Here is a 24082-nt window from a genome sequence, read left to right on the forward strand (position 1 = left end):
GTATCACTCTTTAAAATCGTTTGCTTCCAGCTCATGGCGCGACAGCAGCTTATAAAACTCGGTGCGGTTACGCCCGGCCATGCGCGCGGCATGGGTGACGTTGCCTTTGGTGATCTGCAGTAACTTACGCAGATAGTTAAGCTCAAACTGGTTGCGGGCCTCAACGAAGGTCGGCAGGGCGGTGTTCTCCCCCTCCAGCGCCTGCTCCACCAGCGCATCGCTGATCACCGGTGAGGAGGTCAGCGCCACGCACTGTTCAATGACGTTCACCAGCTGACGCACGTTGCCGGGCCAGCTGGCGGCCATCAGCCGCTTCATGGCGTCAGTGGAAAACGCCCGCACAAAGGGTTTGTGCCGCTCGGCGGACTGGCGCAGCAGCTGGGTGGCCAGCAGCGGGATATCTTCTGCCCGCTCCGCCAGCGCCGGGATCTTCAGGTTGACCACATTGAGGCGATAGAAGAGATCTTCGCGAAACTCGTTACGCGCCATCGCCTTGGGCAGATCCCGGTGCGTGGCGGAAATAATGCGTACGTCGATGTCGATATCGCGGTTACTGCCGAGCGGCCTGACCTTGCGCTCCTGCAATACGCGCAGCAGTTTGACCTGCAAGGGGGCGGGCATATCGCCAATTTCATCGAGGAACAGGGTGCCGCCCTCCGCCGCCTGGAACAGCCCTTCCCGGCTGCTGACCGCGCCGGTAAAGGCCCCGCGGGCATGGCCAAACAGCTCAGACTCCAGCAGCTGTTCCGGCAGCGCCCCGCAGTTGATGGCGATAAAGGCTTTTTTACCGCGCGGGCTTGCGTTGTGAATGGCCTGGGCGAGGATCTCTTTCCCGGTGCCGCTCTGGCCGTTAATCAGCACGCTGACGTCAGACTGCGCCACCATGCGGGCCTGCTCCAGCAGACGCAGCATGATCGGGCTGCGGGTGACAATCGCCTCCCGCCACGTCTCGTCCCCGGACGGCGCAGCGTGTTCCAGCGCATCATCAATGGCTTTGTACAGCGCGTCTTTGTCCACCGGTTTGGTGAGGAAGCTAAAGACCCCCTGCTGGGTGGCCGCCACCGCATCGGGGATGGAGCCGTGGGCGGTGAGAATAATCACCGGCATACCGGGCTGGAGCTTCTGGATCTCGGTAAACAGCTGCATACCGTCCATTTCATCCATTCGCAGATCGCTGATGACCAGATCGATCTTCTCGCGCCCCAGCACCTTCAGCCCTTCCTGACCGCTTTCGGCAGTCGCAACGCTGTAGCCCTCGCTTACCAGACGCATGCCCAGCAGCTTCAGCAAACCAGGATCGTCATCCACCAGCAAAAGATGCGCAGGTTTTCGGCTTGTCATGGCTTTACGTCCTCATGTTTCGGGGCATCGCTGTTTGGCTCTGTTGCATCACCCTCGGTGCCGGCGGGCGACGTGGCACTCTTCGGTGCATCCGGCAGATAGTTACTGACCGGCTTACGGGTGGAGAGCTGACGTTCAATGTCGGTCAGGTTCTCCAGCTTCCGGGTGGTGGTATCCAGCTGCGTGCGCAGATATTGCTGCTGCTGGCGCAGGGTGTCCAGTTCACCGTCGGTGGACTGCTGCAGCTTGCCGTAGCGGGAACGCTCCTCTGCCAGCTGCAGCTGTAACACCTGCCCGTGGCGCCATAGCTGATACAGCGGGCGCACCTGGGCCGGGATCTGCGGGCTCAGCGCATCCAGCCGGGTGGTTAACTGGCGACGCTCCACCGGGTTAATTTTGGCATTCGCCAGCAGAAGCCCGCGCTTAAAGCTCTCCTGCCAGGTATCATCGCTCCAGCCCCGGGCTTCTGCACGCGCGGCGGCAGGTGAGAGACGATCCGCGCAGTCCATGCCGCGCAGCCAGTAAAGCGGGTTGCTGTCGGTCTCCTGACCGTGCAGCTGCCAGATATTATTGCAGTCGGTAGACAGGAAGTCCGCCAGCTGATGCTCAGGCAATTTTTCATCCTGCTTGCCGCTGATGGCGCTGATCGGCGCGTGGTTAACGCACCCGGCCAGCAGCAGACAGGGAAGGCTCAGGCGGATAAAGTGACCGGAAAACACCGCGTTAATGGCGCGGGAAAAGACGTGTGACATACTCACCAGACTTAGATTCATTTTAGTGATTTATCCGACTCAAGCGGCAGTTCGATGCGAAAGCACACATCGGTATGGTCGTCAGTGACAAGATTAAGCTCTCCCTGCATACGACGAATGCAGTCGCGGGCGATGCTCAGCCCCAGGCCGCTTCCCTTAACCGCCCCTTTGCGTTGATGGCTACCCTGAAAAAAGGGTTCAAAGATCATCGCCTTTTCATCGTCGGGGATCGGGCTTCCGGTATTGGCGACATCGATACAAACCCGTGAGCCGCGCGTAAAACTGCGAATATAAATGGTACCGGATTCAATACCATAGTGCACCGCATTGGAATAAAGATTATCCAGCACGCTCATCAGCAGCATCGGTTCGGCTAAACAGGCGGGCGTCGCCAGCGACAGTTCAGTATGCATCATTTTAGCCCGTGCAGGCAGGCTATGGGCCGAGAGCACCATGTCCACCAGCGGCGCAAGCTCCACGCGCTCAAGCTCCGGCATGCCGTCGGCCAGTTTACGGTTGTAATCCAGCAGTTGCTCAATCAGCTTCTGCAGATTACGGCTGCTGGCATCGAGGATCTCGACAATCTCCCTTTGCTCCGGCGTCAGCGGCCCGGCAACCTCGTCGGCCAGCAGTTCGGTGCCCTCACGCATGCTGGCGAGGGGCGTTTTCAGCTCGTGGGAGATGTGGCGTAAAAACTGGTGGCGCTGGGATTCCAGCCACGACAGCCGCTCGGAAAGCCAGATGATGCGTTGCCCGACAGAACGTAACTCGCGCGGGCCGGTAAAGACCACGGTATTGCCCAGCGAGCGCCCCTCCCCCAGGCGGTTGATCATCCGCTCAATGCCCTTAACCGGGCCGATGATCATGCGGGTGAAGAGCAGGACTAACCCCAGGCTGACCAGAAAAAGCACCAGCGCCTGCCAGCCAAAGAACTGGCCGCGCTCGGCGATCTCCTGCTGGAGCTGCTGTCCACGGGAGAAGATCACCGAGCGGGTCGTCTGTACCATCTCGGTGTTGGCGCTGGCAAAGGCCTCCAGCCGTAAGGCGGACTGGGCATCAGGCCCGCTGTTGATGCACTGCAGCTGGGACAGAGCATTAATATCCTGGCGCAATGTCTGGTAGAGCTTGTCGTCGGGCAGAACACCGGCGTGGGCGTCGAGCATTTCGCTGTAGCGTTTACGCTGGTTCTGATAGACCCGCGCCAGGGTTCGGTCGTCGAGGACGCAGTATTGCCGGTAGCTGCGCTCCATCTCCAGGGCGGCATTGGTCATCGCCTCGCTGCGGCGGGCATCAATGAGGGTGGTTCGGTTAGTGAGTGCCGCCTGCGCGCTGAGCGCATTCAGGCTCTGCCATGCCTGCCATGCCAGCACCAGCAAAGGCAGCAGGATCAGCAGGAAGGCCATCATGACTAACTGTCGTAAGGAGCGAGGGAAAACAGGCCAGCGTTTCAACGCATTACTCTCTGTCGCAAGGGGGTAAGTGGATGCTAGCCGGACAGGCTTTCAGATACAACAAAGCCGGGTTAAAAACCCGGCTTTGTTGTGGAATGAGGCGGTGCCTAACTCGACGTTTCGCCCTGGGTCTGATAAAGCAACGCTATGATCAGTAGTTGGACGGCAGGCACCTTTTTGTGCGTCATTCGTAGTTTATGTAGCGCGTCCCGAAGGGGCTGACATAAGAGGGTGAATGAGCCACTGGTTATTATTATGCAACAGATGTGCCACAATGCAAATATAAATATTAATCCGCTGAAAAATAAGAATTTTTATGGGTATTCACAGTAATTTCTCAGGGTATGATTTTCAGGCTATCTGTCGCTGATTAGCAACACCCTGACCGGGTTCTTATGAGGTCTATATAAATCAATAGGTTAAGTGTCGCTTTTTGGCGACACCGCGAGATGTGAGTTGTCGCACATTTGCGACACTTGAAGATCTGCCGGGCGGCACTACGTTTGCCCGGCCTACAAAATCGTCCCAAGCTTTGTAGGCCCGGTAAGCAAAGCGCCACCGGGCACAACAGCGATAACTTAACCCAACTGCTTACGCGCGTTGCGGAAGATACGCATCCACGGGCTGTCCTCGCCCCAGTTCTCCGGGTGCCAGGAGTTGCTGACGGTACGGAACACGCGCTCAGGGTGCGGCATCATCACGGTTACGCGACCGCTTTCGCTGGTCACCGCGGTGATCCCGTTGGCAGAGCCGTTCGGGTTTGCCGGATAGTTTTGCGTGACCTTGCCGAAGTTATCGACAAAGCGCAGCGCCACCAGCCCTTTGCTCTCCAGCTCGGCCAGATGGGCGGCATTACGCAGCTCAACCTGCCCTTCACCGTGGGATACGGCGATTGGCATCTGCGATCCCACCATGCCCTGCAGCAGCAGAGATGGGCTCTGGGTCACTTCCACCAGGCTGAAACGCGCTTCGAAGCGATCGGACTGGTTACGCACAAAGCGCGGCCAGGCTTCGCTGCCCGGGATCAGCTCGCGCAGGTTAGACATCATCTGGCAGCCGTTACAGACGCCCAGCGCCAGCGTCTGCGGACGGTGGAAGAAGGTTTCGAACTCATCGCGGACGCGTTCGTTGAAGAGGATGGATTTCGCCCAGCCTTCGCCCGCGCCCAGCACGTCCCCGTAAGAGAAGCCGCCGCACGCCACCAGCGCCTGGAAATCAGCCAGGCCGGTGCGGCCTGCCAGCAGGTCGCTCATGTGCACGTCGATAGCATCGAAGCCTGCACGGTGGAAGGCAGCCGCCATCTCAACGTGCGAGTTCACCCCCTGCTCACGCAGCACGGCCACTTTCGGACGTGCGCCCTTCGCGATATACGGCGCAGCAATGTCTTCGTTGATGTCGAAGGAGAGTTTCACGTTCAGACCCGGATCGTTGTCGTTGGCTTTCGCCTCGTGCTCCTGATCGGCGCACGCCGGGTTGTCGCGCAGACGCTGCATCTGCCAGGTGGTTTCTGCCCACCACATACGCAGCGTGGAGCGGCTTTCGGCAAAGACCGTCTGGCCATTGGCGTCGATAACAAAACGATCCCCGCTCACCGCTTTACCCAGATAGTGCACGCAGTCGCCCAGACCATGCTGCGCCAGCAGCGCTTCTACCGCGTCGCGATCCGCAGCACGCACCTGAATCACCGCGCCCAGCTCTTCGTTGAACAGCGCAGCCAGACGATCGTCGCCCAGGGAGGCGATGTTTGCCTCAATGCCGCAGTGGCCTGTGAAGGCCATCTCCGCCAGGGTAACCAGCAGCCCGCCGTCGGAACGGTCGTGGTAGGCCAGCAGTTTACGCTGTGCAACCAGCGCCTGAATGGCGTCATAGAAGCCTTTCAGCTGTTCCACATCGCGCACGTCTGCCGCTTTGTCGCCCAGCTGGCGATAAACCTGCGCCAGCGCGGTGGCACCCAGCGCATTGTGGCCTTTACCCAGGTCGATCAGCAGCAGGGCGTTGTCTTCGGTAGAGAGCTGCGGAGTGATGGTATGGCGCACATCTTCCACGCGGGCGAAGGCGGTGATCACCAGCGACAGCGGCGAGGTCATCTCGCGCTGCTCGCTCCCTTCCTGCCAGCGGGTTTTCATCGACATGGAGTCTTTACCCACCGGGATAGTCAGGCCGAGAGCAGGACAGAGCTCTTCCCCCACCGCTTTAACCGCTTCGTACAGCCCGGCGTCTTCGCCCGGGTGACCGGCTGCGGCCATCCAGTTGGCGGAGAGCTTGATACGTTTAATGTCGCCAATCTGGGTGGCGGCGATGTTGGTCAGCGCTTCGCCTACAGCCAGACGGGCAGAGGCAGCGAAGTCCAGCAGGGCAACCGGGGAGCGTTCGCCCAGCGCCATCGCTTCACCGTAGTAGCTGTCGAGGCTGGCGGTGGTCACCGCGCAGTTCGCCACCGGTACCTGCCACGGGCCAACCATCTGATCCCGGGCAACCATACCGGTCACGGTGCGGTCGCCGATGGTGACGAGGAAGGTTTTCTCCGCCACGGACGGCAGATGCAGCACGCGGTTGACCGCGTCGGCAACGGTGACGCCCTGCAGGTCGAGCGCTTTACCGCTCGCTTTGCGGGACTCAACGTCGCGGGTCATCTTCGGCGTTTTACCCAGCAGCACGTCCAGCGGCAGATCAATCGGCTGATTGTCGAAGTGGGTATCGCTTAAGGAGAGGTGCATCTCTTCGGTGGCTTCGCCGATCACCGCGTACGGCGCGCGCTCGCGGCGGCACAGCTCGTCAAAGAGCGGCAGCTGCTCTGGCGCCACGGCCAGCACATAGCGTTCCTGAGATTCGTTACACCAGATCTCCAGCGGGCTCATGCCTGGCTCATCGCTCAGGATGTCGCGCAGGTTGAAGCGTCCGCCGCGGTTGCCGTCGCTTACCAGCTCCGGCATGGCGTTGGACAGACCGCCCGCGCCCACGTCGTGAATAAAGAGGATCGGGTTGGCATCGCCCAGCTGCCAGCAGCGATCGATCACCTCCTGGCAACGACGCTCCATCTCCGGGTTATCACGCTGAACGGAGGCAAAATCGAGATCCGCATCAGACTGACCGGAAGCCATAGAAGAGGCTGCCCCGCCGCCCAGACCGATGTTCATCGCCGGGCCACCCAGGACGATCAGCTTAGCGCCAACAACGATCTCGCCTTTCTGCACGTGATCGGCGCGAATGTTGCCGATCCCGCCTGCCAGCATGATCGGCTTGTGGTAGCCACGCAGCTCTTCGCCGTTGTGGCTGTCCACTTTCTCTTCATAGGTACGGAAATAGCCGTTCAGGGCCGGGCGACCAAATTCGTTGTTAAAGGCCGCGCCGCCCAGCGGGCCGTCGGTCATGATGTCCAGCGCGGTAACAATACGCTCTGGCTTACCGAAATCTTCTTCCCACGGCTGTTCAAAGCCCGGGATACGCAGGTTGGAAACGGAGAAACCGACCAGACCCGCTTTTGGTTTTGCTCCACGGCCGGTTGCGCCTTCGTCACGGATTTCACCGCCGGAACCGGTCGCGGCACCCGGCCACGGCGAGATCGCCGTCGGGTGGTTGTGGGTTTCGACCTTCATCAGGATGTGCGCAGGCTCCTGATGGAAGTCATAGCGCCCTGCTTCGCGATCGGCGAAGAAGCGGCCCACCTCGGAACCTTCCATAACCGCAGCATTGTCTTTGTAAGCCGACAGCACGTGGTCAGGGGTTTTCTCCATGGTGTTTTTGATCATTTTGAACAGCGACTTCGGCTGCTGCTCGCCGTCGATAACCCAGTCGGCGTTGAAGATCTTGTGGCGGCAGTGCTCAGAGTTAGCCTGCGCGAACATATAGAGTTCGATGTCGTTTGGATTGCGGTTCAGCTTAACGAACGCATCCTGCAGATAGTCAATTTCATCTTCTGCCAGCGCCAGGCCTAAACGCAGGTTAGCGTCAATCAGGGCCTGACGGCCTTCGCCCAGCAGATCCACACTCTGGACCGGCGCAGGCTGGTGGTGAGAGAAGAGCTGCTGCGCGTCGTCGAGAGAGGTAAACACGCTCTCCATCATACGGTCGTGTAGCTCTGCTGCCACGGCTGACCACTGGGCGTCCGTCAGGCTGGAGGCCTCAACGTAATACGCCACGCCACGCTCCAGACGGCTAATCTGGCTCAGACCACAGTTATGGGCGATGTCGGTTGCTTTAGAAGACCAGGGGGAGATGGTGCCAGGGCGAGGCGTGACCAGCAGAAGTTTACCGTTCGGGGTATGGCTGCTCAGGCTTGGGCCATACTTCAGCAGGCGTTCCAGTCGGATGCTCTCGTCTGCCGATAAAGGCGCGGTCAGGTCAGCAAAATGGACATACTCAGCGTAAATATTGCTTACCGGAAGGTCGGCCGCCTGGAAACGTGCCAGCAGTTTGTTGATACGGAAGGCAGACAGTGCAGGCGAACCACGCAGAATTTCCATCATAAGTCTCTCGTCTTCGAAGCGCCGGAGGCGCTTACAGTGTGCGCAAGGGGGGAAAACGGGCGCCATTATAGTGGATCCTGCGCGCCGACGAAACCGTTTGCGTCGTAATAAAATCGTCGTTGCCATTTAGCAACAAATGTTGCGGCACCTGCTAATAAGTTGCCAAGTGGCGTAACTTTGCGCAAAATGCCGCGGAATCTTTGGTAAGACTTGCTTTAACTGTGGCCCATACTAACCAAAATAATACACAGCATATAGAATCAACTTATTGAAAAAATTAAAGATCAATTATCTGTTCATCGGCATCGTCACCCTGCTGCTGGCAGCGGCCCTGTGGCCATCAATCCCCTGGTTCGGTAAAGCCGAAAATCGCATCGCCGCCATCCAGGCGCGGGGGGTGCTGCGCGTCAGTACCGTCGTCTCCCCCCTCACCTACAGTTCGATAAACGATAAAGTCATTGGGCTGGATTACGAACTGGCGCAGCATTTTGCCGACTACCTGGGTGTGAAGCTGAAAGTGACGGTCCGCCAGAACATCAGCCAGCTTTTTGACGACCTCGATAATGGCAATGCCGACATGCTGGCCGCGGGCCTTGTCTATAACAGCGAGCGCAGCAAAAACTATCAGCCCGGTCCTACCTATTACTCTGTTTCCCAGCAGCTGGTCTATCGCGTGGGCAGCCTGCGACCGCGCACCCTTGCCAACCTTACCGCCGAGCAGCTCACCATCGCCCCCGGGCATGTGGCGATTAACGATCTGCAGGCGCTGAAAGAGAAAAAATACCCCAATCTCAGCTGGAAGGTCGATCCGAAGCTGGGCACCACGGCGCTGCTGCAGCAGGTGACGGACGGGAAACTGCCCTACACCATCGCCGACTCGGTTGCCATCAGCCTGTTCCAGCGCGTCCATCCGGAGCTGGCCGTGGCGCTGGACGTCACCGACGAGCAGCCTGTCACCTGGTTCAGCCCGCTCGACGCTGATCAGACGCTCTCCGCCGCGATGCTCGATTTCTTCAATGGGATGAATGAGGATGGCACTCTGGCGCGTCTGGAAGAGAAGTACCTCGGCCATGGCGGCGATTTCGACTATGTCGATACCCGCAGCTTCCTGCGGGCGGTGGATAACGTTCTGCCGGAGCTGAAACCGCTGTTTGAGAAGTACGCTCAGGAGATTGACTGGCGACTGCTGGCCGCTATTTCGTATCAGGAATCCCACTGGGATGCGCAGGCCACCTCGCCAACCGGGGTGCGCGGCCTGATGATGCTGACCAAAAACACCGCCCAGAGCCTGGGCCTGACGGACCGTACCGATGCCGAGCAGAGCATTAGCGGCGGCGCGCGCTACCTGCAGGATATGATGGCTAAAGTGCCGGAGAGCGTGCCGGAAGAGGAGCGGATCTGGTTCGCGCTGGCGGCCTATAACATGGGGTATGCCCATATGATCGACGCCCGCGCGCTGACGGCGAAGACCAAAGGGAATCCCGACAGCTGGTCAGACGTAAAGCAGCGCCTGCCGCTGCTGAGCCAGAAGCCGTATTATAACAAGTTAACCTATGGCTACGCCCGTGGCCATGAGGCGTACGCCTACGTAGAGAATATCCGCAAATACCAGATAAGCCTGGTGGGGTATCTGATAGAAAAAGAGAAAGAGGCGCAGGCGGAGCAGCAGCTGGCGCAGGCGTATCCGGTGGTATCACCGGATGAGCTTACTCAGCCGATAGCTTCGATTCTGCCTTTTGCTGCTTTTTCTGCTGACGCCGCATTCGAAAGAAGTCACTTAGCATCGCCGAACACGCTGGTGCCAGCACCTCTCCAATAACCTTGACCTGATGATTCATGCCAGGGTGACTAAGCACATCCAGCAGCGAACCTGCCGCGCCGGTTTTTTCATCCCGCGCGCCATACACCACCGTGCCGATCCGGCTGTGGATCATTGCCCCGGAGCACATGACGCAGGGTTCGAGGGTGACATACAGGGTGGTATCCAGCAGGCGGTAGTTTTGCAGCACCAGCCCGCCCTGGCGTAAAGCCATAATTTCAGCATGGGCGGTGGGATCATGGCGACCAATCGGGCGATTCCAGCCCTCGCCAATCACCTGATTGTTGTGCACCAGCACGGCACCGACCGGGACTTCGCCTTCATCCCAGGCGCGTTGGGCAAGCTGGAGCGCGTGGCGCATCCAGTATTCATGATTGAGTTCAGGGTCGGACAACGCAGCATACTCCAGTCTGAAAAGCGGGCGCATTATACACACCCGCTATGCATAATCACAAAATCATTCCAGTTGCTGAAGTTCGCCCATCGGCGTGACCCGCCAGCGGTGCTGGCAGAAGTAGAGCAGCGGGTTGTCCTGTTTGCTGTCGCTGTAGCCGCTGTAGAGTCGCAGCGGAGTGCCGATTTTTTTCTCCAGCTGCACCACCTTCTCGTGACCGAGGCAGCGCATGGTCAGCACCCAGCCGCCCCAGGCGCGGCCAGTCTGGGTGGCGATCAGGTTGACGCGCGGCAGCCAGGGGGTATCAAAATAGACCTGCTCCACCAGCGACTGCGGCGAGCCGGTGATCAGCCAGATATCGGCATCGTTGGCGTCCAGGTAATTTGTCAGCCGATCCTGCACCACCGGAAACGCGGTAACATGCTCGCGAAACCAGCTGACAAACTCTTTCTCCAGCTGTTTCAGCCGGGCTTCGCTATGGCCGAAGGTGCAGCCCCACAGCAGCAGGCTCATCGGCCAGCGGGCGGCGCGCCCTTTCACCAGCAGCGCGCAGCCCACGATGGGTAGCAGAGGCAATACGAGCAGGGCATTCAGGGGCTGTCGGCGCAGTAAATAGCGCATAAAGGTACCGAACATATCCTGCTGATGCAGCGTTCCGTCCAGATCAAAAAAGACAACGCGACGCTCGTTATTTGCCAAACCTTACTCCTCTGGATCGTTGAACCCTAACAGCCAGGTAAACAGGAACCCGGCGATCACCGCTACCAGATAGCCTAACAGATAGAGCATGACTTTTCCGGTCACGATGGTTAATGCCAGGGGTAAACCGGAAATTCCAAAGGTAATCACGGTAGCCACTTTCCAGTAACTGATCAGCGCCCCGCCGATCGCGCCCCCCAGACAGGCACCGATAAAGGGCTTGCCCAGCGGCAGGGTGACGCCGAAGATCAGCGGCTCGCCAATGCCCAGCAGCCCGACCGGCAGCGCCCCTTTGATCACCTTTTTCAGGCGCGCATTGCGCGTTTTCATCAGCACCGCAATCGCCGCGCCGATCTGCCCCACCCCGGCCATCGCCAGAATAGGCAGCAGGGCGTTATAGCCGTGAGCCTGTACCAGCTCAACGTGGATCGGCACCAGACCCTGGTGTAACCCCGTCAGCACCAGCGGCAGGAAGGTGCCCGATAGCACCGCGCCCACCAGGAAACCACCGCGATCGATAGCCCAGGAGGCACCGTGAGCAATGGACTCAGAGATCCAGCCACCCAGCGGCTGCAGGGCGATAATCGCAATGCTGCCGGTGATAAGGGTGGTCAGCAGCGGGTTGAGGATCAGCTCCAGCGAGCCCGGCAGGGCGTTGCGCAGCTTTTTCTCGATCCAGCACATCAGCACCACCACCAGCAGCACGGCAATCACCCCGCCGCGCCCCGGCTGCAGCGCTTCACCAAACAGGGTGATCTGCGCCAGCTGCGGGCTGGAGAGAATGCCGGCCATTACCCCACCCATTGCCAGCGAGCCGCCAAACACTTTGGCGGTATTCACCCCGACCAGAATGTTCATGATGGCGAAAACCGCGCTGCCGAAAATGCCGAGGATCCCGAGCAGGTTTGGATAGTGCGTCGCAAAATCCCCGACAATGTCCGGCCGTTTGAGAATATTGATAATCCCGGTGATCAGCCCCGAGGCAATAAACGCCGGAATAATCGGAATAAAGACGTTAGCCAGCAGGCGCAGCGCATCGCTCATCGGGGCTTTATATCTGGCCCTGGCCTGCGCCTTAGTGCGTTCGGCATCATCGATCGCCGCCCCGCCCATCAGCGAACGCATGGCGTCCACCACTTGCGCGGCCTTGCCGGGGCCAACAATCAGCTGATGCTGCTCCCCCTGCTTAACATAGCCGCTGACGCCGGGCAGTTTTTTCAGCCGCGCCAAATCGAGCTTGTCGTCATCCTGAACTTCCACCCGTACCCGCGTCATGCAGTTTTCCAGACGCAGTATATTTTTCTCTCCGCCGATCCCCGCAAGAATACCGCTGGCGAGCGCTGCTGTTTTTTCCATGTACGCCTCTTTAGTTTTCTAATGCCGCACGTAAGAATCCCTGATGGGCATCAAGCCTGGCGCGCGCCGCCTCGGCATCCAGCCCGCTTAAGATCATCAGAATGGCCGGTTTGACGTCATACCCGGTCTGGTGCAGAACCTGTTCCGCCTCTTCGCGGGAGGTCCCCGTGGCTTCGACCACCATGCGGCACGCCCGGTCGATGAGCTTCACGTTAGTGGCTTTCATGTCCACCATCAGGTTCTGGTAGACCTTGCCGAACTTCACCATCGCCCCGGTGGAGATCATGTTCAGCACCAGCTTTTGCGCCGTGCCGGATTTCAGGCGGGTGGAGCCGGTTAACGCCTCCGGGCCCACCACCGGCGAGATGGCGATCGTCGCCACCTGGGCAATGGGTGAGCCTGGATTACAGGAGATGGCCACGGTGGTGCAGCCGGTCTGGTTGGCATACTCCAGGCCGCCAATCACATACGGCGTGCGCCCGGAAGCTGCGAGACCGACCACCAGATCCTGTGCGGTCAGGTTGAGGGCTTTGAGATCGTCCTCACCGAGCTGTTTGCTGTCCTCAGCCCCTTCCACCGCTTTCAGCAGCGCCCCAGGACCACCGGCAATCAGGCCGATCACCAGGCCATGCGGCACGCCAAAGGTCGGTGGGCACTCAGAGGCATCCAGCACTCCCAGGCGTCCGCTGGTGCCTGCGCCCATATAGATGATGCGCCCGCCTGCTTTCAGCGCGTCTGCAGCGGCATCCACGGCTTTTGCCACCTCGGGCAATGTCTCTTTCACTGCCTGCGCGACCAGCGTATCCTGTTGGTTAAAGCGATGAACAAGGTCAAGTGTGGAGAGTGCGTCCAGGTCCAGGGTTTGTGGGTTGCGGGATTCTGATACCAGTGAGCCGAGATTCATTTTTTGTACCTCAAGAATTTTTAATTCATAATAGACACATTATAATGGAATATAAAATTCATTCAGGCGAGCAGTATTCGCAATTGCTGCAGTCATCACATTTCGCCAGGAGTCCGTATGAACTGTTTAATTCGTATCCGCCAGCGCTACGCGGGTTTTGCCCAGAGCGATAAAAAACTCGCGGATTTTTTACTCTCTCAGCCCGATCGCGCCCGCCATTTAAGCTCCCAGCAGCTGGCAAGCGAGGCGGGAGTGAGCCAGTCCAGCGTGGTGAAATTCGCCCAGAAGATCGGTTTTAAAGGTTTTCCGGCATTAAAACTGGCGCTCAGCGAGGCGCTGGCCAGCAACCCGAATCCGCAATCCATGCCGGTCCATAACCAGATCCGCGGCGACGATCCGATGCGACTGGTAGGCGAAAAGCTGATCAAAGAGAACGTGGCGGCGATGCACGCCACCCTCGACGTTAACAGCGAAGAGAAACTGCTGGAGAGCGTGGCCATGCTGCGCGCGGCGAGACGGGTGATCCTCACCGGTATCGGCGCCTCCGGGCTGGTGGCGCGCAACTTTGGCTGGAAGCTGAATAAAATCGGCGTGATTGCAATTGTCGAGCAGGATATGCACGCCCTGCTGGCCACCGTGCAGGCGATGGAGCCTGACGATCTGCTGCTGGCCCTCTCCTACTCCGGGGAGCGTCGCGAGATCAACCTGGCCGCCGATGAAGCGCTGCGCGTGGGCGGTAAAATTCTGGCGATAACCGGCTTTACCCCCAATGCGCTACAGCAGCGGGCCACGCGCTGTCTGTACACCATTGCCGAAGAGCAGGCCACCCGCAGCGCGGCGATCTCGTCCACCAGCGCCCAGATGATGCTGACCGATCTGCTGTTTATGGCGCTGGTTCAGCAGGATCTGGAGCACGCCCCGGAACGCATTCGCCACAGTGAGGCCCTGGTAAAAAAACTGGTTTGAGCAGGGAATGAGCGTATAATGCCCGCCCTGTTTGTGTTGTTTCTGAGAATTTCCTGATGGCGCTGTTAATCACCAAAAAATGCATCAATTGCGATATGTGCGAACCCGAATGCCCTAACCAGGCAATCTCTATGGGAGAGAGCATTTACGAGATTAACAGCGACCGTTGCACCGAGTGCATTGGCCATTATGAGACGCCAACCTGCCAGAAGGTGTGCCCGATCCCCAATACTATCCTGAAAGATCCGGCACATCCTGAATCGGAAGAGCAGCTGTGGGATAAGTTCGTGCTGATGCACCACGCCGATAAGATTTAACTTTCGACGATCACCGTAGCGCAGGCGTAATGGCGCTCATCCGCCAGCGTGACATGCATATGCACCACACCCAGCTTTTCCGCCAGCTTTAACGCCTCGCCCCACAGCCTGAGGCGTGGTTTGCCCAGCTCATCGTTAAACACTTCAAACTGATTGAATGCCAGACCGTTGCGGATCCCGGTGCCGAAGGCTTTTGCCGCCGCCTCCTTCACCGCAAAGCGTTTGGCAAGAAAACGCACCGGTTGCTGGTGCGTTTCCCAGATGGCCCACTCGTTATCGCTGAGCACCCGACGGGCAAGGCGATCGCCGCTCCGGGCAATCACCGCTTCAATACGGGCGATCTCAACGATATCCGTGCCTAAGCCAAGGATAGCCATTACTTGCGGGCTTCCTGCATCAGGCGTTTCATCTCAGCCACCGCCTCTTTCAGGCCGCTCATCACCGCGCGACCGATAATCGCATGGCCGATGTTCAGCTCGTGCATCTCCGGGATCGCCGCAATGGCTTTGACGTTGTGGTAGGTCAGACCGTGACCGGCATTCACCTTCAGGCCGAGACCGGCCGCATAGGTTGCCGCTTTGGCGATGCGATCGCGCTCTTTGGCCTGAGTGGCTTCGTCTTCGGCATCGGCGTAGCAGCCGGTGTGAATCTCAATGAACGGCGCACCCACGTCGGCTGCGGCTTTGATCTGCGCTTCATCGGCATCAATAAACAGCGACACGAGGATCCCGGCATCGGCCAGGCGTTTGCAGGCATCACGCATTTTATCCAGCTGACCGGCCACATCCAGCCCACCTTCGGTGGTCACTTCCTGGCGCTTTTCCGGCACCAGGCAGCAGAAATGCGGTTTCGTCTCAACGGCAATCGCCAGCATCTCTTCGGTGACCGCCATCTCCAGATTCATGCGGGTGTCCAGGGTCTGACGCAGGATGCGCACGTCGCGATCGGTGATATGACGGCGATCTTCGCGCAGGTGCACGGTAATGCCATCGGCCCCCGCCTGTTCGGCGATAAAGGCCGCCTGGACCGGATCAGGATATGCAGTACCGCGTGCATTGCGCAGCGTGGCAATGTGGTCAATGTTGACGCCTAAGAGTAATTCAGCCATGACAATCCTCGGTTTTCTTTTGGTTCGCTTCCCCCTTTTACAGGGAGGGGGACATACGTTAACGCTTCGGCATAAACTGCCGGAATAATTCGCGGCTCTTTAAGGGCTTGCCACCAAGATACGGCTTGAGCGCAATACGGGTAAAGCGTTTTGCCGCCCGAAGGGTGCTGACGTCAGGAAATTCGCGTTCAGCCAGCGCCCGAAGATCCCGCCCGGTGAAGGTATTGTTGTCGATGACCACGCTGGCGATAAAGCCCTTCTCTTCACGATAACGGTAGGTCATGGCGTCTTCGACCGGCTCACCGGTGCCCGCACAGTGCAGAAAATCAACGCCGTACCCCAGATGTCCGAGCAACGCCAGCTCAAACCGGCGCAGCGTTGGTTCCGGCGATCCCGTGATGCCCGCCAGCGCCTGGAGACAGTGCAGATAGTCGAAAAAGAGTTCAGAGAAGCGGGTCTCATGTTCAAGTACGCGCGTAATGAGCTCGTTAACATACAGACCGCTGTACAGCGTAATACCAGAGAGGGGGAGCGCCAGAGAGACGGCTTCAGCACTGCGCAGGGTTTTCACTTCCCCACGCCCGCCAAAGCGGACCAGCAGCGGGGTGAAAGGCTGCAGAGCGCCCTTCAGATTAGAACGTTTTGAACGTGCGCCTTTGGCAACAAGGCGCACGCGGCCTGACTCTTCCGTGAAGACGTCCAGCATCAGGCTGGTTTCGCTCCAGGGGCGACTATGGAGAACGAAGGCGCGCTGCCAACCTTCCATCATACTCGTCTTGAGTTATTGGTCTTCGCCGTAACCGAGGCTGCGCAGAGCACGCTCATCATCGGCCCAGCCAGATTTCACTTTCACCCACAGTTCCAGGTGAACCGGGGCTTCAAACATCTCCTGCATATCCTTACGGGCCTCGATACCGATGGTTTTGATTTTGGCCCCTTTATTGCCAATCACCATCTTCTTCTGCCCTTCGCGCTCAACGAGGATCAGCCCGTTGATGTCGTATCCGCCGCGCTCGTTAGACTGGAAACGCTCGATTTCCACGGTTACCGAGTACGGCAGTTCAGCGCCGAGGAAACGCATCAGCTTTTCACGGATGATTTCAGACGCCATAAAACGCTGAGAACGGTCGGTGACGTACTCTTCCGGGAAGTGGTGAATCGCTTCCGGCAGATGCTTACGCACGATACCCGCGATGGTGTCGACGTTCAGACCGGTCTCGGCAGAGAGCGGGACGATGTCGAGGAAGTTCATCTGGCTGCCCAGCCACTGCAGATGCGGCAGCAGGTCAGCTTTTTCCTGCACGTTGTCAACTTTGTTGACCGCGAGGATCACCGGCGTTTTACCGTCGCGCAACTTGTTCAGCACCATCTCGTCGTCTGGCGTCCAGCGGGTGCCTTCGACCACGAAAATGACCAGCTCAACGTCGCCGATAGAGCTGCTCGCCGCCTTGTTCATCAGACGGTTGATGGCGCGTTTCTCTTCCATATGCAGACCCGGGGTATCGACATAAATCGCCTGATACGCCCCTTCGGTATGGATACCGACAATACGGTGACGGGTGGTCTGCGCCTTACGGGAGGTGATGGAGATTTTCTGCCCCAGCAGATTATTCAGCAGGGTTGATTTGCCCACGTTCGGACGTCCGACGATGGCAATAAACCCACAGTAACTTTTTTCTTCGCTCATTCCAGCTCCAGCATTTTTAACGCCTGTTCGGCGGCAGCCTGTTCCGCCTTGCGACGGCTTGAACCTGTGCCAACCACCGGTTCACTCAGGCCACTGACCTGGCAATGGATGGTAAATTCCTGATCGTGTGCTTCGCCACGAACCTGCACCACCAGATAGGATGGCAGCGGCAGATGGCGACCCTGCAGGTACTCCTGCAAACGGGTTTTTGGATCTTTCTGTTTATCACCCGGGCTGATTTCATCCAGACGCGACTGATACCAGTTGAGGATCAGCTGTTCGACCGTCTGGATATCGCTGTCGAGGAAAACGCCACCGATTAACGCTTCGACGGTATCCGCGAGAATAGATTCACGACGGAAGCCGCCGCTTTTCAGTTCGCCAGGCCCGAGTCGCAGACATTCACCCAGTTCAAATTCACGGGCAATTTCGGCAAGCGTATTGCCACGTACCAGCGTTGCACGCATACGGCTCATATCACCTTCGTCCACACGCGGGAAACGGTGATAAAGCGCATTGGCAATAACAAAACTTAAAATGGAGTCGCCCAGGAATTCGAGTCGCTCATTGTGTTTGCTGCTGGCACTGCGATGGGTTAATGCCTGTTGCAACAACTCCTGATGCTGAAAAGTGTAGCCCAGCTTCCGTTGAAGCCGATTAATTACGATGGGGTTCATGCGATACCAATAGAATAAATGCGTCAAAAATGCAGCACACGAAACCGACCTGAACAAGCCAACGCGGTTTCGTGTGCCGTGGCACTGAATTAGCGCCAACCTTAAACTTCGGGGGAATATTCTATACGCAACGACAGGGGTTGTCGTTAGTCTGAAGAGATTTATCAGTTAAATAATTCACGTAGCCCCTAATTAAAGAGGCTACGCACTCATTTATCAGGAATTAATGGATGCCGCCAATACGATTTAACCGTACGCCGGTTGGCCATTCGCCTTCCTGTTTCTCAAAGCTCATCCAGATGGTGGTGGCTTTACCGACCAGATTCGCTTCCGGTACAAAGCCCCAGTAACGGCTGTCCGCGCTGTTATCGCGGTTATCACCCATCATGAAGTAATGTCCCGGCGGTACGATCCAGGTCGCCAGCTGTTGCCCCTGCTGCTGATAGTACATGCCCAACTGATCCTGAGCGATGGAGACGGTCAGAATACGGTGTGTGACATCGCCCAGCGTCTCTTTCCGCTCGTTCAGACGAATACCGTTCTCTTTGGTCTCGCCTTTCGGCAGCTGGAAGAATCCGCTGGTTGCTTCGCCGCCGTTGCGACGGGCAAACGTCTGCACGAAGTCGCTTGGCTCAACGCCGGAATAGGTCACCGGTAATGCGCTGCCACAAGCGGTACCGGAACTGCAGCCAGGCTGAACCGTCACCTCTTTGGACACCGGATTATAGGTCACCTTATCACCCGGTACGCCAACGGTGCGTTTGATGTAATCCAGACGAGGATCGTCCGGATATTTAAACACCACGATATCGCCGCGTTTAGGGTGACCGGTTTCGATCAGCGTTTTCTGGTAGATCGGATCTTTGATGCCGTAAGCAAACTTCTCTACCAGAATGAAATCCCCGATCAGCAGCGTTGGCATCATCGAACCGGATGGGATCTGGAAAGGTTCATAGATGAACGAACGCACCACCAGCACGATGGCCAGCACCGGAAAGACCGAGGCGCCCGTTTCCAGCCAGCCCGGCTTAGGGCTGACTTTCTTCAGGGTTTTCGCATCCAGCTGATCGCCCGTGGCCGTCTGTGCAACGGCCTGACGTTCGCGACGTTTCGGAGCAAAAATAAACTTATCCAGACACCACAACAGCCCCGTCACCAGGGTGGCAATCACCAGGATCAGGGCAAACATGTTCGCCATGCCAACTCCTTAAGGATTATTTTCCGTCTTTACCCACGTGCAGAATGGCGAGGAACGCTTCCTGCGGCAGCTCAACGTTACCGACCTGCTTCATACGTTTCTTACCTTCTTTCTGCTTCTGGAGCAGCTTTTTCTTACGGCTCACGTCACCGCCATAGCATTTTGCCAGAACGTTTTTACGTAACTGTTTCACCGTAGAACGGGCAATGATGTGGTTACCAATGGCCGCCTGAATCGCAATGTCGAACTGCTGGCGTGGGATGAGCTCTTTCATCTTCTCGACCAGTTCACGACCACGATACGGGGCATTGTCGTTGTGGGTGATCAGCGCCAGCGCATCAACACGCTCGCTGTTGATCAGCACGTCCACACGCACCATGTTAGAGGCCTGGAAGCGCTTGAAGTTGTAATCCAGCGACGCATAACCACGGGACGTAGACTTCAGACGGTCGAAGAAGTCGAGCACCACTTCCGCCATCGGGATTTCATAGGTCAGAGCGACCTGGTTCCCGTGGTACACCATGTTGGTCTGCACGCCACGTTTTTCGATACACAACGTGATGACGTTACCGAGGAACTCCTGCGGCAGCAGCATGTGACACTCAGCGATTGGCTCGCGTAATTCATGGATATTATTCAGCGGCGGCAGCTTGGACGGGCTGTCGACGTAGATAACCTCTTTGGACGTGGTTTCGACTTCGTAGACTACCGTTGGTGCCGTGGTGATCAGATCCAGATCGTATTCACGCTCCAGACGCTCCTGGATGATCTCCATGTGCAGAAGGCCGAGGAAGCCGCAGCGGAAGCCGAAGCCCAGCGCCGTCGAGCTTTCTGGCTCATAGAACAGGGAAGCATCGTTCAGGCTCAGTTTGCCCAGCGCATCACGGAAGTTCTCGTAATCATCAGAGCTGACCGGGAACAGGCCCGCATAAACCTGCGGTTTCACCTTTTTGAAGCCTGGCAGCGCTTTCTCTGCCGGGTTACGGGCACCCGTCAGGGTATCGCCCACTGGCGCACCGAGGATGTCTTTAATGGCACAAACCAGCCAACCTACCTCGCCGCATTTCAGCTCGGTACGGTCGACCTGTTTTGGCGTGAAGATCCCCAGACGGTCTGCGTTATAGACCTGTCCGGTGCTCATCACTTTAATCTTGTCGCCTTTACGCATGGTGCCGTTTTTGATACGCACCAGCGAGACAACCCCGAGATAGTTATCGAACCAGGAGTCGATGATTAACGCCTGCAGCGGAGCATCGGCGTCGCCTTCCGGCGCCGGGATGTCGCGTACCAGACGTTCCAGAACATCGGTCACGCCCACGCCGGTTTTCGCCGAGCAGCGCACGGCATCGGTCGCGTCGATGCCGACGATATCTTCAATCTCTTCCGCTACGCGCTCAGGATCGGCGGCTGGCAGGTCAATTTTGTTCAGAACCGGCACCACTTCGAGATCCATTTCCATCGCGGTATAGCAGTTCGCCAGGGTCTGGGCTTCTACGCCCTGCCCGGCATCAACCACCAGCAGCGCCCCTTCGCAGGCCGCCAGCGAACGGGAAACTTCGTAGGAGAAGTCAACGTGGCCCGGGGTGTCGATAAAGTTAAGTTGATAGGTTTCACCGTCAGACGCTTTATAGTCGAGCGTAACGCTCTGCGCTTTAATGGTAATACCGCGTTCGCGTTCCAGGTCCATGGAGTCCAGAACCTGGGCTGCCATTTCACGATCAGACAGGCCACCGCAAATCTGGATAATACGGTCAGACAGCGTCGACTTACCGTGGTCAATGTGAGCAATGATCGAAAAGTTACGTATGTTCTTCATATAGTTAAATAATTATGCCTTACGAATTCCTGGAGGCCGCTGTTCTTAGCCTGACGTTTTTCAGTGCGAAAACGCAGCATTCTACACTACATCTCCTCCGCCAGGAAATGCTCTTCCAGCAAGCTTAGCGCGAAGGTCCGGGGTTTTCTTTTATGAGATGTAAATATAACAAAGCCCGGTACATCACCGGGCTTCAGAAGAGAGCGTTTCGACGCGAAGCTGATCGGGCGGCAATCCGACGCTAAGAATAACGGGCTGCCACTCTTCACGCACCGCAAGCCTTGATGAAAAGCCGCGGGCCAGTAAAAAGCCGCCCACTCCACCCAGCGCTGCGCCACACATGGCAGCCAGATCGGTAGCAAACAGCACCTGGAACAGACCGCCCAGGGCAAACAGTCCCACCAGCGGCGAGAGATACACCAGCATAGCCGAACCAAGCAGGCTGCCTTCGGCGATCCCCAGTTCAACTTTCTGACCTTCGACCAGCGGCTCTGCGCAGGGCACGCTGATGGTGTGTGAGGTCTGCGGCCCGAGTTTATTCAGCACACGGCTTCCGCAACCGGCGCGGGAGGCGCAGCTGTTACAGGATGCTTTAACATCACAGCTGACCAGCGCGACGCCCTTCTGCCATGAAACGACAGTTGCCCACTCTTTGATCATTGCGCAGCCCTGAATTTAATACTGTCGGCGATACGCTTAGCCGTTTGCGGCGGCAGTTCACCCACAATGGTTATCTCAGCGTTATCACGTACCGTGGTACTGACGGTGCGACGACCGGTGCGCAGCATCTGATCGGCACTGACCGGCGTTGCCCGGTTAATGTTCACCGAGAAGCTGAACAATCCGTCGGAATAGAGCCGGGATTCAACCGGAGTATCAATGGTCGGTAGCTGGCGTCGACTACTGGAAACTTCGCTGAAGCCCTGCGGGATCCAGTCTGGTGCCCAGTTGAAATTGACAGGATCGCCAGCCGGAACGGAGAGCAGCGGCGGCAGGTTGGCTTTCGCCAGATTCTGCATGCTGTTTCCGACCTGATCGTCAATGGTGAAGGAGATCACCCGGAACTGCTCCAGGGTCTCGCCATCGCGATCCAGCAGATCGACCCGCATTGGCAGCTTGGTCTCTGCATCCATCCAGACGATATAGCTGTAACGCGTTCCGTCTCTGGCGACCACACGCAGAACTTCGCAGAGCCGGTCGGCAATACGGGTACGTCCTACGGAAATAAAATCGTAGTAAGGAGACAGACGTTTGAAATCGGTATAGATGAGCGAAGGCAGAGAATCAACGATGTAATCGCCGTTCAGCGTAAAGGGCTCGAGACCCGGCTCAAAATAGCTGATTTCATTGCCACGCTGCACGACTTCGCGACGCGGGCCGTCCATCTGCAAAAGCTGGGCAAGCGGCTGTTTATCAAGACGGGCATGGCGGTAGCGTAAAGACTCCACACCTTGCTTATTGATACTGATAAAAGACAGCTCGTAGTTGAGTGACTGGCTGGCCTGGTTCATTTGCTGCAACAACGCCCCGGACGATACATCAGCCGAGGCGTTGACAGTGAACAACAGGCTACCCGCCATCAGAGACATGGCGCACCAAAGTTGCTTCATTACTGCGATTGCGTTCCTAAAGTTTGGTTTCCTGGCACTTGCACAGCAGCCTGCTGTGTTTGCGCCTGTTCAAACTGAAGCTGCTCGGAATGCAGACGACGCTGCAATTCATAGTCCTGCAACATCGCATTGATGCGACGGCGCTGCTCCTGAACCTGCTGCTGCTGACCGGCGCCTGCCGATGCATCAGAAGGAATACCCAGGCTTACCGGGCTGGCTTTGCCCATCATCGGCAGTGTGTTAAACACCGGCGCTTCTGGTTGCTGGCTCACTTCAGATTGAGTGTTATAGTGCTGGACACCAACAATAACTGCAAGCGATACGCAAGCAGCCACTCCCATTTGAGTCAATTGACTCGCCCAGGGACGCACTTTGTTCCAGAACGGCATCTTCTGCCACAGGTGCGGTGCAGGTTGGGCTTCAGGGATCAGCGGAGTGGCCTGAGAAACAGGTTCATTCTCAATGGCCGCCATTACGCGAGCTGAGATATCAAAATGAAGGACATCGCTGGTATCGCCGCGCAGGGTATCGCGAATGAGATGATAACTCTCCCAGGTTTTTTGCATCTCAGGAGAGCGAGAGAGCTCGTTGAGCATCTCACTGTCCAGCGTTTCACCATCCATTAAAGCGGAAAGTTGTTCTTTCTGCATGCCTAATACCTTTTCCAGTATCCCGCTATCGTCAACGCCTGATTAGCGGTTGAACTTTATTATCAATAGCTTCTCGCGCACGAAATATCCGTGAACGAACCGTACCGACCGGGCAATCCATGATAGCGGCTATCTCTTCATAGCTCAGGCCATCTAACTCCCGCAACGTAATTGCCATGCGTAAATCTTCCGGGAGCGACTCGATGGTGCGAAAAACTATTTGTCTCAGTTCTTCTGACAACATTAAGTTCTCAGGGTTCGAAATTTCTTTCAACGCACCGCCGCTTTCAAAATTCTCTGCGTCGATAGCGTCCACATCGCTTGAAGGCGGACGACGGCCCTGAGCGACGAGGTAGTTCTTCGCCGTATTGACGGCAATACGATACAGCCAGGTATAAAAAGCACTATCCCCCCGGAAAGATTCCAGCGCGCGATAGGCCTTAATGAAAGACTCTTGCACCACATCAGGAACATCTCCTGAAGGTACATAGCGGGACACCAGACTCGCCACCTTATGCTGGTAGCGCACCACCAGTAGGTTAAAGGCTTTCTGATCTCCCTTCTGGACCCGTTCAACCAGAATCTGGTCCGTTAACTGCTCGCTCATCCGAGGTAATGTCTCCCCAAACCTAAAATCCACGCGTTATCGAAACGCCACTCCAAACACTGCACTGTGAGCAAGCAGTTGCTTTGAGGGTCTTTTCTTTAAATAGTTCCGTCACGCCTTTGTTTTTGTTAATCACGTCGCAGACCGTTCATTTTCTATCATTATAAGTCTGATAACGATACGCACCCAGTTTCTGATAAGAAATGGTATTTTCCCGCTTGCAGGGTAACGCAAGACGGGCTTTATTTCACCACAAAATCTGAA

General features: G+C 57.3%; 23 protein-coding genes. 3 read left to right on the plus strand and 20 right to left on the minus strand.

The window, feature by feature from the left end; genetic code table 11:
• Window positions 1-3 precede the first annotated feature (3 nt).
• The 4 genes from glrR to purL all read right to left on the minus strand — a co-directional run bounded on the left by glrR (window position 4) and on the right by purL (window position 8010).
• Window positions 4-1341, minus strand: coding sequence for a two-component system response regulator GlrR (gene glrR / locus NB069_RS16430; protein ID WP_250585259.1), 1338 nt, complete (start codon window positions 1339-1341; stop codon window positions 4-6).
• Entirely contained in the window at window positions 1338-2114 is a 777-nt protein-coding gene (gene qseG, locus NB069_RS16435) for a two-component system QseEF-associated lipoprotein QseG (RefSeq protein WP_250585262.1), read from the minus strand. The genes glrR and qseG overlap by 4 nt, the downstream gene beginning before the upstream one ends.
• Complete coding sequence (gene qseE / locus NB069_RS16440; protein WP_250585264.1) at window positions 2111-3544, minus strand: two component system sensor histidine kinase QseE/GlrK; 1434 nt, start codon at window positions 3542-3544, stop codon at window positions 2111-2113. Before qseE ends, qseG begins: the two co-directional genes overlap by 4 nt.
• Window positions 3545-4122: 578 nt before the next feature.
• Window positions 4123-8010, minus strand: a complete 3888-nt coding sequence (gene purL / locus NB069_RS16445) for a phosphoribosylformylglycinamidine synthase (RefSeq protein WP_250585266.1) — start codon at window positions 8008-8010, stop codon at window positions 4123-4125.
• 268 nt (window positions 8011-8278) lie between these two features.
• On the opposite strand from purL, the gene mltF reads away from it, so the two are divergent.
• Complete coding sequence (gene mltF / locus NB069_RS16450; protein ID WP_250585268.1) at window positions 8279-9829, plus strand: membrane-bound lytic murein transglycosylase MltF; 1551 nt, start codon at window positions 8279-8281, stop codon at window positions 9827-9829.
• Here the strand turns inward: mltF and tadA are convergent.
• From tadA to murQ, 4 genes are read right to left on the minus strand one after another with little or no spacing between them, the layout of a single operon-like run.
• On the minus strand, window positions 9717-10256 hold the full coding sequence (gene tadA / locus NB069_RS16455; protein ID WP_250585270.1) for a tRNA adenosine(34) deaminase TadA: 540 nt from the start codon (window positions 10254-10256) through the stop codon (window positions 9717-9719). The two genes, mltF and tadA, sit on opposite strands and share 113 nt — an antisense overlap.
• Before the next feature lie 30 nt (window positions 10257-10286).
• Window positions 10287-10922, minus strand: a complete 636-nt coding sequence (gene yfhb / locus NB069_RS16460; protein ID WP_250585272.1) for a phosphatidylglycerophosphatase C — start codon at window positions 10920-10922, stop codon at window positions 10287-10289.
• A 3-nt stretch (window positions 10923-10925) separates the two neighbouring features.
• Entirely contained in the window at window positions 10926-12278 is a 1353-nt protein-coding gene (locus tag NB069_RS16465; protein WP_250585274.1) for a PTS transporter subunit EIIC, read from the minus strand.
• A 10-nt stretch (window positions 12279-12288) separates the two neighbouring features.
• Entirely contained in the window at window positions 12289-13182 is an 894-nt protein-coding gene (murQ, locus tag NB069_RS16470) for an N-acetylmuramic acid 6-phosphate etherase (RefSeq protein WP_250585276.1), read from the minus strand.
• Between the two features lie 117 nt (window positions 13183-13299).
• Here murQ and NB069_RS16475 point away from each other — a divergent pair, with 117 nt between their 5' ends.
• A complete protein-coding gene (locus NB069_RS16475; protein WP_039029756.1) occupies window positions 13300-14148 on the plus strand; it encodes a MurR/RpiR family transcriptional regulator in 849 nt (282 codons plus the stop codon).
• A gap of 56 nt (window positions 14149-14204) precedes the next feature.
• The gene (locus tag NB069_RS16480) at window positions 14205-14465 is read left to right on the plus strand and encodes a YfhL family 4Fe-4S dicluster ferredoxin (protein ID WP_039029757.1); all 261 of its coding nucleotides are present in this window, start codon (window positions 14205-14207) and stop codon (window positions 14463-14465) included.
• On the opposite strand, the gene acpS is transcribed toward NB069_RS16480, so the two are convergent.
• From acpS to rseD, 12 genes are all read right to left on the minus strand, one after another.
• Window positions 14462-14842 (minus strand): holo-ACP synthase, encoded by a 381-nt coding sequence (gene acpS / locus NB069_RS16485; RefSeq protein ID WP_250585278.1) that lies wholly within the window; start codon window positions 14840-14842, stop codon window positions 14462-14464. The genes NB069_RS16480 and acpS overlap by 4 nt on opposite strands.
• Complete coding sequence (gene pdxJ, locus NB069_RS16490) at window positions 14842-15573, minus strand: pyridoxine 5'-phosphate synthase (RefSeq protein ID WP_250585280.1); 732 nt, start codon at window positions 15571-15573, stop codon at window positions 14842-14844. The genes acpS and pdxJ overlap by 1 nt, the downstream gene beginning before the upstream one ends.
• Window positions 15574-15631: 58 nt before the next feature.
• Complete coding sequence (gene recO / locus NB069_RS16495; RefSeq protein ID WP_250589533.1) at window positions 15632-16339, minus strand: DNA repair protein RecO; 708 nt, start codon at window positions 16337-16339, stop codon at window positions 15632-15634.
• A gap of 15 nt (window positions 16340-16354) precedes the next feature.
• Entirely contained in the window at window positions 16355-17260 is a 906-nt protein-coding gene (era, locus tag NB069_RS16500; protein WP_250585282.1) for a GTPase Era, read from the minus strand.
• Window positions 17257-17937 carry a ribonuclease III gene (gene rnc / locus NB069_RS16505; protein ID WP_032613175.1) on the minus strand — a complete coding sequence of 227 codons (681 nt, stop codon included), beginning with the start codon at window positions 17935-17937 and terminating at the stop codon, window positions 17257-17259. The genes era and rnc overlap by 4 nt, the downstream gene beginning before the upstream one ends.
• Window positions 17938-18160: 223 nt before the next feature.
• Window positions 18161-19135: a signal peptidase I gene (gene lepB, locus NB069_RS16510; protein WP_250585284.1), complete on the minus strand. Its 975-nt coding sequence runs from the start codon at window positions 19133-19135 to the stop codon at window positions 18161-18163.
• Between the two features lie 16 nt (window positions 19136-19151).
• A complete protein-coding gene (gene lepA / locus NB069_RS16515; protein WP_250585286.1) occupies window positions 19152-20951 on the minus strand; it encodes a translation elongation factor 4 in 1800 nt (599 codons plus the stop codon).
• 183 nt (window positions 20952-21134) lie between these two features.
• The gene (gene rseC, locus NB069_RS16520; RefSeq protein WP_250585288.1) at window positions 21135-21611 is read right to left on the minus strand and encodes a SoxR-reducing system protein RseC; all 477 of its coding nucleotides are present in this window, start codon (window positions 21609-21611) and stop codon (window positions 21135-21137) included.
• Window positions 21608-22561, minus strand: a complete 954-nt coding sequence (gene rseB / locus NB069_RS16525; protein WP_250585290.1) for a sigma-E factor regulatory protein RseB — start codon at window positions 22559-22561, stop codon at window positions 21608-21610. The genes rseC and rseB overlap by 4 nt, the downstream gene beginning before the upstream one ends.
• Window positions 22561-23211 carry an anti-sigma-E factor RseA gene (rseA, locus tag NB069_RS16530; protein ID WP_039029767.1) on the minus strand — a complete coding sequence of 217 codons (651 nt, stop codon included), beginning with the start codon at window positions 23209-23211 and terminating at the stop codon, window positions 22561-22563. Before rseA ends, rseB begins: the two co-directional genes overlap by 1 nt.
• Before the next feature lie 31 nt (window positions 23212-23242).
• Window positions 23243-23818 (minus strand): RNA polymerase sigma factor RpoE, encoded by a 576-nt coding sequence (rpoE, locus tag NB069_RS16535; RefSeq protein ID WP_032613187.1) that lies wholly within the window; start codon window positions 23816-23818, stop codon window positions 23243-23245.
• Window positions 23815-23883: a rpoE leader peptide RseD gene (gene rseD / locus NB069_RS22555; protein WP_231313890.1), complete on the minus strand. Its 69-nt coding sequence runs from the start codon at window positions 23881-23883 to the stop codon at window positions 23815-23817. Before rseD ends, rpoE begins: the two co-directional genes overlap by 4 nt.
• Window positions 23884-24082 lie beyond the last annotated feature (199 nt).

It is taken from the genome of Leclercia adecarboxylata (genome assembly GCF_023639785.1).
GTDB lineage: Bacteria > Pseudomonadota > Gammaproteobacteria > Enterobacterales > Enterobacteriaceae > Enterobacter > Enterobacter adecarboxylatus_D.

Coding starts and splice junctions, on each gene's coding strand:
- purL (WP_250585266.1), bottom strand. CDS start 8,010: ATGATGGAAATTCTGCGTGGTTCGCCTGCACTGTCTGCCTTCCGTATC.
- rpoE (WP_032613187.1), bottom strand. CDS start 23,818: ATGAGCGAGCAGTTAACGGACCAGATTCTGGTTGAACGGGTCCAGAAG.
- recO (WP_250589533.1), bottom strand. CDS start 16,339: ATGGAAGGTTGGCAGCGCGCCTTCGTTCTCCATAGTCGCCCCTGGAGC.
- rseA (WP_039029767.1), bottom strand. CDS start 23,211: ATGCAGAAAGAACAACTTTCCGCTTTAATGGATGGTGAAACGCTGGAC.
- murQ (WP_250585276.1), bottom strand. CDS start 13,182: ATGAATCTCGGCTCACTGGTATCAGAATCCCGCAACCCACAAACCCTG.
- lepA (WP_250585286.1), bottom strand. CDS start 20,951: ATGAAGAACATACGTAACTTTTCGATCATTGCTCACATTGACCACGGT.
- pdxJ (WP_250585280.1), bottom strand. CDS start 15,573: ATGGCTGAATTACTCTTAGGCGTCAACATTGACCACATTGCCACGCTG.
- rseC (WP_250585288.1), bottom strand. CDS start 21,611: ATGATCAAAGAGTGGGCAACTGTCGTTTCATGGCAGAAGGGCGTCGCG.
- era (WP_250585282.1), bottom strand. CDS start 17,260: ATGAGCGAAGAAAAAAGTTACTGTGGGTTTATTGCCATCGTCGGACGT.
- acpS (WP_250585278.1), bottom strand. CDS start 14,842: ATGGCTATCCTTGGCTTAGGCACGGATATCGTTGAGATCGCCCGTATT.
- lepB (WP_250585284.1), bottom strand. CDS start 19,135: ATGGCGAACATGTTTGCCCTGATCCTGGTGATTGCCACCCTGGTGACG.
- NB069_RS16480 (WP_039029757.1), top strand. CDS start 14,205: ATGGCGCTGTTAATCACCAAAAAATGCATCAATTGCGATATGTGCGAA.
- glrR (WP_250585259.1), bottom strand. CDS start 1,341: ATGACAAGCCGAAAACCTGCGCATCTTTTGCTGGTGGATGACGATCCT.
- qseG (WP_250585262.1), bottom strand. CDS start 2,114: ATGAATCTAAGTCTGGTGAGTATGTCACACGTCTTTTCCCGCGCCATT.
- rnc (WP_032613175.1), bottom strand. CDS start 17,937: ATGAACCCCATCGTAATTAATCGGCTTCAACGGAAGCTGGGCTACACT.
- tadA (WP_250585270.1), bottom strand. CDS start 10,256: ATGCGCCCGCTTTTCAGACTGGAGTATGCTGCGTTGTCCGACCCTGAA.
- NB069_RS16465 (WP_250585274.1), bottom strand. CDS start 12,278: ATGGAAAAAACAGCAGCGCTCGCCAGCGGTATTCTTGCGGGGATCGGC.
- rseB (WP_250585290.1), bottom strand. CDS start 22,561: ATGAAGCAACTTTGGTGCGCCATGTCTCTGATGGCGGGTAGCCTGTTG.
- NB069_RS16475 (WP_039029756.1), top strand. CDS start 13,300: ATGAACTGTTTAATTCGTATCCGCCAGCGCTACGCGGGTTTTGCCCAG.